Annotated in this window: 12 protein-coding genes; 8 read left to right on the forward strand and 4 right to left on the reverse strand. The window is 38.8% G+C overall.

All coding sequences use genetic code 11. The features are described from left to right. Nucleotides 1-2 precede the first annotated feature (2 nt). The 4 genes from mdcH to PTI45_RS19440 all read left to right on the forward strand — a co-directional run bounded on the left by mdcH (nt 3) and on the right by PTI45_RS19440 (nt 5,158). Nucleotides 3-935 carry a malonate decarboxylase subunit epsilon gene (mdcH, locus tag PTI45_RS19425; RefSeq protein ID WP_069329245.1) on the forward strand — a complete coding sequence of 311 codons (933 nt, stop codon included), beginning with the start codon at nt 3-5 and terminating at the stop codon, nt 933-935. 171 nt (nt 936-1,106) lie between these two features. After that, nucleotides 1,107-2,576: a carboxylesterase/lipase family protein gene (locus PTI45_RS19430; protein ID WP_069329246.1), complete on the forward strand. Its 1,470-nt coding sequence runs from the start codon at nt 1,107-1,109 to the stop codon at nt 2,574-2,576. A 365-nt stretch (nt 2,577-2,941) separates the two neighbouring features. Next, nucleotides 2,942-3,988: an HD-GYP domain-containing protein gene (locus tag PTI45_RS19435; protein WP_069329247.1), complete on the forward strand. Its 1,047-nt coding sequence runs from the start codon at nt 2,942-2,944 to the stop codon at nt 3,986-3,988. A 210-nt stretch (nt 3,989-4,198) separates the two neighbouring features. Further along, nucleotides 4,199-5,158: a DNA-3-methyladenine glycosylase family protein gene (locus PTI45_RS19440; RefSeq protein ID WP_069329248.1), complete on the forward strand. Its 960-nt coding sequence runs from the start codon at nt 4,199-4,201 to the stop codon at nt 5,156-5,158. 28 nt (nt 5,159-5,186) lie between these two features. On the opposite strand, the gene PTI45_RS24565 is transcribed toward PTI45_RS19440, so the two are convergent. Next, on the reverse strand, nt 5,187-5,312 hold the full coding sequence (locus PTI45_RS24565) for a hypothetical protein (protein ID WP_281181703.1): 126 nt from the start codon (nt 5,310-5,312) through the stop codon (nt 5,187-5,189). 357 nt (nt 5,313-5,669) lie between these two features. On the opposite strand from PTI45_RS24565, the gene PTI45_RS19445 reads away from it, so the two are divergent. Together PTI45_RS19445 and PTI45_RS19450 are read left to right on the forward strand one after the other, a co-directional pair. Continuing rightward, nucleotides 5,670-7,685, forward strand: a complete 2,016-nt coding sequence (locus PTI45_RS19445) for a S9 family peptidase (protein ID WP_069329249.1) — start codon at nt 5,670-5,672, stop codon at nt 7,683-7,685. 47 nt (nt 7,686-7,732) lie between these two features. Next, nucleotides 7,733-8,287, forward strand: a complete 555-nt coding sequence (locus PTI45_RS19450) for a GNAT family N-acetyltransferase (protein ID WP_069329250.1) — start codon at nt 7,733-7,735, stop codon at nt 8,285-8,287. Nucleotides 8,288-8,474: 187 nt separating this feature from the next. Here the strand turns inward: PTI45_RS19450 and PTI45_RS19455 are convergent, their stop codons facing one another. Beyond that, nucleotides 8,475-9,191, reverse strand: a complete 717-nt coding sequence (locus PTI45_RS19455; RefSeq protein ID WP_069329251.1) for an S-layer homology domain-containing protein — start codon at nt 9,189-9,191, stop codon at nt 8,475-8,477. A gap of 381 nt (nt 9,192-9,572) precedes the next feature. Between PTI45_RS19455 and PTI45_RS24235 the strand changes: the two genes are divergently transcribed. Then, on the forward strand, nt 9,573-9,740 hold the full coding sequence (locus PTI45_RS24235; RefSeq protein ID WP_175425225.1) for a hypothetical protein: 168 nt from the start codon (nt 9,573-9,575) through the stop codon (nt 9,738-9,740). Between the two features lie 212 nt (nt 9,741-9,952). After that, a complete protein-coding gene (locus PTI45_RS19460) occupies nt 9,953-10,738 on the forward strand; it encodes an alpha/beta hydrolase (protein WP_069329252.1) in 786 nt (261 codons plus the stop codon). A 130-nt stretch (nt 10,739-10,868) separates the two neighbouring features. On the opposite strand, the gene PTI45_RS19465 is transcribed toward PTI45_RS19460, so the two are convergent. Beyond that, the gene (locus tag PTI45_RS19465; RefSeq protein ID WP_241669363.1) at nt 10,869-11,975 is read right to left on the reverse strand and encodes a mechanosensitive ion channel family protein; all 1,107 of its coding nucleotides are present in this window, start codon (nt 11,973-11,975) and stop codon (nt 10,869-10,871) included. 200 nt (nt 11,976-12,175) lie between these two features. Beyond that, complete coding sequence (locus PTI45_RS19470; RefSeq protein WP_069329254.1) at nt 12,176-12,433, reverse strand: GlsB/YeaQ/YmgE family stress response membrane protein; 258 nt, start codon at nt 12,431-12,433, stop codon at nt 12,176-12,178. Between the last annotated feature and the right edge of the window lie 188 nt (nt 12,434-12,621).

The raw sequence follows: 12,621 nt of genomic DNA on the forward strand, positions 1-12,621 counted from the left end.
AGATGAGTGTAGTCATGCTTTTTCCCGGTCAAGGTTCACAGCGTGCAGGGATGTTGCATGAATTGCCGGATCATTCTGTGATTAAGCAGACACTGACAGAAGCAGAAGACCTTTTACAATTAAAGATCGATCAACTGGATAGTGAAGAAGCATTACAGACAACCGATCATGTGCAGATGTCTCTTTGTATTGCTGAAGTAGCTGTGTCTAGAGCTTTGGCGGCAGAAGGCGTTCTTCCTGATCTTGTAGCGGGTCATAGTGCAGGTGCTTTTGCCGCGGCAGTGGCTTCAGGTTCACTTTCGTTCAAAGATGCTCTACATCTAACTCGCTTACGCGGTCAATTGATGATGGAAGCTTATCCACAAGGGTATGGAATGGGTGTAATTACGGGAATGACTCAGCGTCAGGTGGAACAGATTCGTCTGAGTATTCATTCTGAAGAGCATCCAGTATATATCGCTAATCTAAATGCCCCAACACAGATTACTGTCGCAGGGCAGTGGCAAGCGATCGACCAACTGTTGACCACATGCAAAAGCAAAGGAGCACATACTGCCAAACGATTGAATGTCAGTGTACCCTCCCATTGTCCATTATTATCTTCTGTATCCGATCAGTTAGCTACAGCACTGCATGATATGGAAGTGTCTCGTCCACTTATCCCGTATGCAGGCAATTATAAAGGGCGTGCTATTCGTACAGCAGAAGGAATTGTAGAAGATTTATCTTTAAATATTGCTCATCCTGTACGCTGGCATGAAGTGACTACTTTATTTTATGAATTAGGTGCTCGGTTATTTCTAGAAATGCCTCCCGGACAAGTATTAAGTGGTCTGGCTTCTGCTGCTTTTCCAGAAGCTCGTGCAGAAGCCTTATCTTCCAGTCGGCTCGATAATGCAGTCATTTTGGCAAAGCGAGAGCAAGGTAACCGCTAACGTAATCTAAGCTATACGCAAAATACATGCATAAACATGTGCTCTTATCTTCAAAAGAAGAGCGCATGTTTATATACATAGAAGAAGTGTACTATAATAAATATAGTCATTATGTATAAATGACCATTTGGATTGATCTTGTTGCAGCGTATTAGAGAGGATGAGAAAAAGATGGAAACGACACAAATTCATACACAATACGGAGAATTACAAGGTATACGTGAACATGGAGCAGTGATCTGGAAAGGGGTTCCTTTTGCAGAACCACCTGTTGGAGAACTGCGTTTTCAAGCTCCAAGACCGCCGCAACCATGGCAAGGTGTGAAAGAAGCATTGCATTTTGGTCCGATTGCTCCTCAACCGGTATACGAAGGAGCGAGTATGTTCGGTTCTGGAAGTGAACCTCCTGTGCAATCGGAAGATTGTTTATATTTGAATATATGGGCTTCGGATAAATCGACTCAAAAGAGACCTGTTATGGTCTGGATTCACGGAGGTTCTTTTGTAACAGGTGCAGGTAGTATTCCTTTGTATGACGGAACATCGCTTGCAGTTAACGGAGATATGATTGTAATAACGATTAACTATAGATTAGGGCCATTTGGATTTTTGAATTTATCATCTTATGGTGATGATTATCATTCCAATGTTGGCTTGTTGGATCAGATTGCGGCGTTAGAATGGATCAAAAACAATATCGAAGCATTTGGTGGCGATCCTGAACGTGTAACTGTATTCGGTGAATCCGCAGGTGCAATGAGTATTGCATCTCTTTTGGCAATGCCAGCCGCTAAAGGGTTATTCCAAAGTGCTATTATGCAAAGTGGTGCCGCTCAAGTAATGCCAACAGAAGTCAGCAGACAAATTGCAGACGGATTTGTACAAGCATTGGGTGTAGGTGAACAAGACTTATCCAAGTTGTATACCGCTTCAACGGAAGAAATATTGCAAGCAGGTAATCGTGTGAGTCAAATGCTTGATAATGGTACATGGGCATTGTTGTTCCAACCAACGATTCATCCACACACTTTACCTGTTGAACCTATACAAGCGATCAAAGATGGCTCAGCCAAACATATTCCATTGATTATCGGTACGAATTTGGAAGAGGGTACGTTATTTTTCAATCAACCGACTCAATTGATGAGCGAGACTCAAATTGTAAATATTGTCCAAGCTTTGTTGGGAGAAGATCCTCATGGATTATCTAAACAATATCCTTTGACTGTAAGAGGTCATGCTGATCTGATGACTGACTTGTTCTTCTGGCGTTCGGCTTTACAATGTGCTGAAGCACAGATTGGACATGCTCCAGTATGGATGTATCGATTTGATTGGTGTCAACCAGGGCATCCGTTGTTAGGAACAGCTACACATGGTGCTGAGATTGCTTTTGCTTTTAACAATCTACCTTTATTTGCTCATCTTGGATTAGAAATTGATGAAGATACGTATAATCTAGCAGAGCAAATGCAGGCGGCTTGGATTAATTTTGCGCATAACAGTATGCCGGTGACCAGCAATTTGCCGTGGTCTGATTATGATCTTAAAGAACGTTCTACTATGGTCTTTAATCGCCAGTTAAATGTGGTACACGATCCAGAAAGTAACAAACGTCAACAATTGATTTCTTATTCTTAAGCAGTTGTAAATAGCATGAGATGAACCGATCTTTATCCGGTTCATCTTTTTTATTTGGCATTTCACTTTCGTATTCGCAAATAAGAGATATTCAGTAAAAAGAACGGATTATAGCTATAAATCTATTTTTGCATAAAAGCGAAGTACATTTTACCTATAATTGAGGATTAAGAGCTATACATTATTTCTATAATTTGTCGATATAATAGAGTAAATATCGAAAAAGGTATACATCATTTTGGCACACTTCTAGATGATCATTACTTTATAACTATAGTTACTGATTTAGCTTCTATTTACTCGTATATACGCTATTTTGATTTTTGATATATAAATATAGAACATAATGAAATGGGGAATCGTGATTGATTATACATATTACTGAACTTAAGCAAGGCCAACGATTAAGCAGTGATACATTTAATAGTTCAGGTGTTCCGTTGTTAAAAAAAGGAGTAGATATCAAAGAAGAAGATATCACCTTATTACTGCGCCATAAAGTAGAATACATTGATATTGATGCCAGAGAAGATATCAAACCAGTCGCTGATATGATAGCGATTACAGGATTATCTCCTGCGTTGAAAGAAAAAATCAATCGTTCAATAGATGCATATCAGTCCATCTTTTTGGAAGCACTGACTAAAGGCAAATTCAATCCAGCTATTGTCGATGAATTGTTGCAACCCTTATTGTTGGATCTAGATGCGCAAAAAGATGTAGTAGCACTATTGTTAAATTTAGAAAAAGAAGACGATCATCTCTATAGTCACTCACTCAAAGTCGGTTTGCTGAGTTACTATATTGCAGAATGGCTGGATTATTCCAAACATGATTGTTATCGCATTAGCAAAGCAGGCTATCTACATGATATTGGTAAAAGCCGTCTGCCTTCTATTTTGCGTAGCAAGCCTGAGCAATTAAACGACTCCGAGTTCAAAGAATACAAAAATCATACCACCTATGGATACGATATTATTATGGAATCGATGAATGATAAAGTGACTGCATCTGTTGCTTTACAGCATCATGAACGTGGAGATGGTTCAGGGTATCCGAATCGCTTATACAAACGTGGAATTCATCCATTTACGCAGATCGTATCAGTAGCAGATGTATTTGTGAATATGACTGCTAGCAAAAATCAACAAAACAAACAAGGATTTGTTGCTGTATTGCAAAGCATTTACGAATTAGGATTTTCCAAATTAAATGAAAAGCCGGTTCAAGCGTTAATTCATCATCTTGCTCCTAATCTGATCGGCAAAAAAGTTCAATTGACCAATGGAGAACAAGGGACGATTATTTTAAATAATCCACTGGATATTTTTAGACCTTTGATACAGATAAATGATCAATTTGTCGATTTAACCAAAGTCAGAGAACTGCATATCGAAGAAATCTTTGTCTAAGTACTCCCTATACGATATATACATCATTCAAATAAGAAGAAAAGGAACTTGTTAGCGCAAGTTCCTTTTTGCTATGTCTACAGCAAGTTACTCCTGCTATCAACAGTACCGTTAATGAATACGAATAGATGGTTAATAGGTTGATACATCCTGATGAGGATAAATCGTGATCTGACTCATTAAGGATACGAATGGAGGCACACTACACGTATGCAACATGAACTTCATACCGACTCGAATCTGTCGATTTCTGATTTTACCAAAGATCATGGACAAGATCTATTGATCCATGTACCCGAAGAATTTAGCTTTACTGAAAATTATAGCCATTTATCAACAGCTACCAATGAGAGTTTATATACATTACGCAATGGAATGATCTACAAAGCAATTGCTGTCGGTCAAGAAGCTACGATTGTTGAGATTAGTGATTATGATGAACATTATATGTTGATCCGTTTTGTCGAAGAAGATCAATCCATTTCACCTGCGTTACGTACAGGAGTTGCTCAGTATGTATACGATTGGTTTGATTTAGGGACAGACCTTGCCCCTTTTTATAAAATGGCTGCGCAAGATCCGCTACTCCAGCAAGCTGTGGTTTCCTTTTATGGATTGCGCAATATGGGGATTCCTGATCTATATGAAGCAATCTGCTGGGGTATTCTTGGTCAACAGATTAATTTAGGATTTGCCTACACATTAAAAAGAAGATTTGTAGAGCATTTTGGACAAGCACTCATTTACAATGGTGAGTCTTACTGGCTATTTCCTACCGCTGAGACGATTGCTACTCTTACTGTTGACGAATTAGCTGCGGCAGGCATGACAACTGTGAAAAAGTGTGAATATTTGATTGATACCGCTCAATTAATCGTTAACGGTACATTATCCAAAGACGAGCTTTTACAAGCAACTGATGTCAAACAAGCTGAAAAATTACTGGTGAAAATCCGGGGGATTGGCCCGTGGACGGCTCATTATGTATTGATGCGTTGTCTACGCATGCCATCTGCTTTTCCTATTGATGATGTCGGTCTGCACAATTCGATCAAGCATGTGCTGAAAATGGATGCTAAGCCGACCAAAGCTCATATTCTTGAATTATCTGCCGGTTGGTCGTTGTGGGAGTCGTATGCGACGTTTTACTTATGGCGGTTTTTGTACTGAAATTTGTAGGGTGTTCAATGGGAGGACGCTACGAGCGGTGGATGGTTCCTACCGTCGCTGGTAGGATCGGATATCTTGAATAACCGCTAAGCGGTCGATATCCGAGTCTTAAAGGCGACTTACGGAACAATCCTCCGCCCTTCGCTAGCGCCATTTGGGGGTAACACAAGTTATAAATTGAAGTATAAGGGTAGGGGTAGGGGGAATTGGAGATATTTTAAAGATTTAAGGATTTTGAAGATTTACAGATTTGGAAGGGTGGTATGGATTTAGAAAATTTAAAGGGTTAAAGAATTTAAAGATTTTAAAGAACTTAAAGATTTAAGAATTTAATAATTTAAGAATTTAAGGGCTTTAGAGAGTTTAGGGAGTTGAAAATTAATATGTTTAGGGTGGATTGATTTGTGTAGGTTATGGGGTATGTTCTTGCGATTGAAAATGTAATCAGATAGTATTTAAGCAAGAATACGTATACATTTTGTGACTCTAATGAAGATAGGGGATATGAAATATGGGAAGTCGACGAGGCGTTGTTGCAGAAGATTTATATCGGTTTCATTGGGTCAAAAATCCGGTGATCTCACCGTTAGACGGTACAATTGTATATGAAATGCAGAAGGTAAATAAGAAGCAAGATGGATATGATTCCCATTTGCGACGGATGCAGGCAGATGGTAGTGAAGATATTCAATGGACAGCAGGCACTCATGATCGTGCTCCTGCTTGGTCACCAGACGGGAAGCAACTGGCTTTTTTACGTAAACAGGAGTCTGATTCCCATTTCCAGATCTGGATCATGTCTGCTTATGGTGGAGAAGCACATCAAGTGACTCATTTGGCTGAAGGAGTAGGTTCTTTTGTCTGGTCACCGGATAGTCAGTCCTTATTAATTGCAGCGACAAATAATGTATCATCACAGCAAACGTCTAACGAATCAACAGATTCTAAAGAAGATTCGTCGGTTCCTTTATCCAAAAAGGCTTTGGAAATCGATCGAATCATTTACAAATCGGATAGTGGTGGATTATGGGATGGAGGACGAACACATCTATATGTACATAAGCTAGCTGATCCATCGGGAACTTGGATCACAGCAGGAGAATATGATGTTGAAGATTTTGCCTGGTCACCGAATGGACAGCAGATTGCATATGTCGCTCATATTCCTACAGAAGATGAAGAAAATCCTGACTTTTCACGCAAAAATGATCTATTTACGATCAACACGGAAGGTCATGAGCAACGCAAATGGACAGATCATCAATATGTCATTTCCAGTCTGACTTGGTCACCGGATGGACAATCTATTGCGATGGTGGCAGATGATCAATCTTATTACAATGCGACGCTGAATCGACTGTATCAATTGTCTTTAGCGAGTGGAACGATTAAAGGGTTATGTGACCACGATGATATGATGTTGCTGAATGCTGTAGTAGGAGATACAGGACTCAGTTCAACGTATAAGCCTGTTTATCATTCGGATGGACAAGCAATTGATGTATTATGTACTACGTTTGGTGCTTGTCATTTACTATCAATGGCTACAGATGGTTCGGGTTATCAGACGGTGTTGGGTGGAGAGCGTAATATTCACTATTTTGCCCGTACAGCACAGCAACATATCGTCTTTATTGCGGCTGATCCATTGCAACCCGGTGAATTGTTTTACTGGCATCCAGAGACTGAAGTTGAGACGCGTCTGACTCACCATAATGATGCTTTGCTTGCCGAACTGATCTTAAGCAAGCCTGAAGAAATGAGTGTCACTTCTGTAGATGGCAAAAGTCTTCAAGCGTGGATTATGCGTCCAGCCGGAGATCAAGCAGACAATCAGAAAGTGCCGACTATTCTAGAAATTCATGGTGGTCCTCATGCGATGTATGGATATACTTTTATGCTTGAATTTCAGCTATTAGTCTCGCAAGGATATGCTGTAATCTATGGTAATCCGCGTGGTAGTCATGGTTATGGTCAATTATTTGTAAATGCATGCCGTCATGATTATGGTGGTGGTGATTATCGAGACTTGATGGAAATCACAGACTATGCCATCGAGCATTACGACTGGATTGATCAAGAGCGATTAGGTGTAACGGGCGGTAGCTATGGTGGGTTTATGACCAACTGGATTGTAGGACAGACCGATCGTTTCAAAGCAGCAGTCACTCAGCGTTCGATCAGCAACTGGATGTCGATGTATGGGGTAAGCGATATTGGTTTTTATTTTGTAGAAGATCAGATTGCAGGCAATCCGTGGGAACATTTCAATACCTTATGGGATCATTCCCCGCTAGCGTATGTGCAGAATGTCAAAACACCTATTTTGATACTGCATGGTGAAAAAGATCTGCGTTGCCCAATTGAGCAAGCTGAACAATGGTTTATAGCGTTAAAACGGTTGAATGCAGTGACCAAGTTTGTTCGTTTCCCGGATGCCAATCATGAGTTATCTCGTAGCGGTCATCCTCAATTACGAATACAACGACTGAATCATATTGCCGATTGGTTTAATCAGTATTTATAGATATCACTGTAAGATCCAAAAAGTCAGATCAAAGGAGCTGAAGGAGTATCGTACATACCGATCAAGAATTACAGATTCGTCCGATAACTGAAGCCGATATTCCAATATTATGGGATTTAATATATAAAGACGAATCTCCAGAATGGAAAAAGTGGGATGCTCCTTATTATGATCATGTTCACGTTCCTTATGAGCAATACTGGCAAGATCGACTGCGTATTATAGAAAGTCCAAGCTTTTGGGTGATTGAAGTGAATCAGCATATCATCGGAATTGTCAGTTATTACTGGGAGCATGAACCTTCATTATGGTTAGAAGTAGGGATTGTGATTTATGATCCTGCTTATTGGAGCGGGGGATATGGTACCAGAGCGCTGACATTATGGATCGATCATCTATTTACAGCAATGCCACTGGTACGAGTAGGATTCACCACATGGTCAGGCAATGAACGGATGATTGCAGTCGGTTACAAGTTAGGCATGATGCTGGAAGCACGTTTACGTAAATGCAGATTATATAACGGTGTTTATTACGATTCGATTCGTATGGGTATTTTGCGTGAAGAATGGAATCATCATCAAATGCAAAGTGAGGTCTAGAGTATAGACCATATTGATTGATAATGTATGGTGATGCATTACAGTAAAAAAAGAGTCTATTCCTATATTACCTAGGGATAGACTCTTTTTGTTTATACAGCTTATAAAGTGAACACTAACTATTGTATTCGCTGTTTAGAATAATAGAATATTCACTCCAAGGTAAACGTGAAAGTAAAAGTGATTTTTATTTATCTAAACTATCGTCGGATGGAGATGGAGAAGGTTCAGGCATAGGATCAACAGTAGGTGTTTTGAGATGACTCATATACTCTAAAGCATTATAGATCATGACTGCTGCTTCAGCACGAGTTACCTCGCCTTTTGGATCAAAGTTACCTTTACTATCTAACTTGTTGATATCTAGTGCTAATGAACGCTGAATAGCACCCTGATAAGAAGGAGTGATTTTGCTATCATCTGCAATCTCAACAGGTTTAATGTTGATCATCGGCATATTACCGGCTTTTTCCATCGCTTGCATCACAAAAGTTGTAAATTCTTCTTTTGTCATTTTAGCAGCAGGCTTCACATCTTTTGGAATATCAACACCATTTAGATTAGCGATAATAAATGCGTCTGAATACCATACTTTATCTTTAACATTATTATAAAAGTCTTTCGCTTCTGGAGCTTTAATAAAAGTAAAAGCCGCTAGACTTAATTGGAAACTATTGACGATCATTTGCACACCTTGCGCTGTATTGATCGTTTGATTAGGTTTGAATTGATCTGCTGTAACGCCGTTAATAAATCCACGATCTTTTAACGATTCAATTTTTTCATGACCTGGTACTTTACTGATATCTGTAAAATCCCCACTCGCTGCAAAAGCTTGGCCACTTAAAGATAGTGTCAATACTGAAGCCGTAACGAATGTCATCCATTTTTGTTTGTTTCTCATTACCAATCACCTCGGTTAATTATTAGCCTTAATTGGCTTGCTTATCCTTACAGACGCAAAGGATTTAAAATAAGTTGCAAAAAGATAGTCAAATTTTTATAAATTGATTTTAGGAATATTTACTTTTGGAATTATATGTAACTAAATTCATATTGTCGATTATAGGACTTTAGAATTTGTTTTATACAGCATTCGACAAATGAAGTCCTAGTTAACATAATGAGATTTTTGACGGATCAGGGTCTATAGAATCAATTAACGAAAATAGTTCAAAATATGTTTAATTTATGTTTTCATTCTCAAAAAGCAGGGGTATATACACATTACAAGATACAAAACAAAAACAAACAAATTTGACGGACGAAAGGAAGCGTGGAGCAAATGAATATGAGTATTCACCACATGACACCATACAACTACAACCACTTCAGACAGCAATCAAACGCAACCGTTCAAAAAGCAGCGGATAAAGAAACACCTAAAAGTTTTCAAGATATTTTGAACGCACAATTGAGTTCTACACGAATCCCTGTTAAAACTCGCGCTTAATTAAAACGATAAAAAAACATAGAATACATATTAAGCATGTTTCTTTATGAATACATGCTTACCGTTATGCATATCATAGAATACCTGCAAAAGTAACCCAGTGAATTGATTCACTGAAGGTTGCTTTTTTTATTTTGTTTACCTATATTTGTTATTATAAAATCGCTTTCATTTTCGAAAAAGGGTATGATATTAAAAGAGGAGGAGATAATATGGCTTTAATTCAATGTGAATTCTATTCAGAAGTACTAGGGCTTTCATCTACAATGAATGTGATTTTACCACAGGAAACTCATTCTCAAATTGGAATGGAAGGTAAAGTAACCGGAGGTAAGCATCCTACATTGTATTTACTACATGGTCTATCTGATGATCATTCGATCTGGTTAAGACGGACATCGATAGAACGCTATGCAGCAGAATATGGTATTGCAGTTGTAATGCCTGCGGCACATCGTAGTTTTTATACAGATATGAAGCAAGGCGGAGATTACTTCAAGTTCGTGAGTGAAGAATTACCACAACTCGCTGAATCGTTTTTCCCGCTGTCTGATCGTCGTGAAGACCGTTTTGTAGCTGGTTTGTCAATGGGCGGTTATGGCGCACTCAAGCTAGGCTTACGTCGACCTGATCGTTATGCAGCCGCAGCCAGTCTATCTGGAGCAACTGATGCAAGTGCATTGTATGAACGTGGCGATGTTGCCTACACTCAAGAGCTAGAGCGTATTTTCGGAACAGTTGAAGAATTACGTGGTTCAGAAAATGATTTATTTTATCTGACAGAACAACTTGCTCAATCCAATAGCACTGAAGTTCCGCAATTATATCAATGCTGTGGAACAGAAGACTTCTTGTATGAGCATAATATTCGGTTCCGTGATCATGTGAAGCAATTGGGATTAGCATTAACGTATGAAGAAGAGCCAGGCGAGCATGAATGGGGATATTGGGATACCAAAATCCAGCATGTACTGGAATGGTTGCCTCTTCGTAAATAGACCACTTTACTTATCGTATCAATTTTATACACATAACAAAAACCACCTGTTTGGTCTTAAGGCTCCCAATAGGTGGTTTTTAATATTTTTATATGAGTCATTGTTGGCTATAGGATGTTATACATGATGATCAAGAAGAAGCTTCCACTTCTTGCATGACGATACGCTGTGTTGGATAAGCTAATTTCACTTTTTCTTCTTCTAAGATATCTAAAATCATCAGATTAAGATGTTGACGGTATTCTAGATTTTCGCCCCAAGCAGCGGTTTTAGTGAAACATTGCACCAGAATACCCAGACTACTTTCGTTAAATTCATTGAATTTGACCATAGCGGAATCTGCTACGACATTATCATCTGTATCTAACTCTGATTGAATACGAGAGACCACTCGTGCTAAGGCATCTCGATTAGAATCTAAAGCCACCCGAAGAGGGAACGAAATTTTGCGTTTTCCCATTTGACTACCGTTAGTAATCGGTTGTGCAGCTAATTTGGAATTGGGTACAATCACCAGTGCATCAGTAAAAGTACGGATTTTGGAACTACGGAACGTAATATCTTCGACAATCCCTTCGATATCCGGTGTAGAGATCCAATCACCTTTCGAGAACGGTCTTTCCAAAATAATAATAATCCCTGCGATTACATTACTTAATGTTTCTTGAGCAGCTAGAGCCACAGCAAGACTGCCAAGCCCCATACCTGCGACTAGACCGTTAATACTGAATCCCCATTCTCCACCGACAATTGTTATAACAAGTACAACAACGATCACGCGTAATACTTTGGATAGAAAAGGAATAATCATGCTTGTAGCATCCAATCCAAATCGCTTACTCATACTTTCTAACATAAGCGAAGAGGAAGCAGACACATTATAGATTCCCCATCCCAAAAGGATAATACCAATACTGCGATAAATACGGTCAATCCCGATAATAAATGTCCATTGTTCATGCATAAAGTATCGCAAAGCCAAGTAAGTACCGATTAAAGTAAAAAAGGCTTGTAGTGGTCGTTCAAAAGCTTGCAACCAGCGAAGAACAGCTAGATGACTATCAAATCGTCGTAAAACAAAAGTAAATAAATAGCGTGTAAATAATTTGCGGAAAGCTAAAAAAACAATCAGTATTGCAATTGATACAAGTAGATCAATCCAGCGGATATTGTAATACCACGCAACTAGATTGTCCCACAACGAATAAAAATACATATCCACCATCCTTTGCTTCATCTTCTATGTTGTTATCTATTATTAACCGATTTGCACCTGTTCGATAGAATGCCGAAGCAAACAGCTTCTAACATCGTGAAAAGGATAAGTTTTATAAGAAGAAAATCACAAAAAAAAGCATAAAAAAAGCCTGCTCCCGAAGGAACAGACTTTTTGAGATCATAAGATATTGAATATCTTATGATACATAATGATGTGTGTTAACCGCGTGATCTTCTAGAAGAACGCATGATAGCACTCACGATAGCAATAACAATCACAGCACCGATAATCGCTTGAATAATGAAGAATCCACCGATTTCTGGACCCCAAGTACCAAGCAACATGTTACCTAACCAACCACCGATGAAACCTGCGATGATGTTACCAATAATACCACCTGGAACGTCACGTCCTACGATCATACCTGCGATCCAACCAATAATACCACCTACGATTAATGCCCATAACCAACCCATTGTTGTCGCCTCCTAATAATTAAATGTCTTTTTTAAGATAGTTGAATAACTACACTAAATCACTTGATTTATAACATTTGTGTTACAACAAGCACTTAGAAGATTTATTCAGCAATCTCTTCTCGTCTATTTATTAACCATTGTTTAGCAATCGAAACCATATGTTTAAAATTTAATAAATAAATAAC

Source organism: Paenibacillus nuruki (assembly GCF_001721045.1).
Classification (GTDB): Bacteria; Bacillota; Bacilli; order Paenibacillales; family Paenibacillaceae; genus Saccharibacillus; species Saccharibacillus nuruki.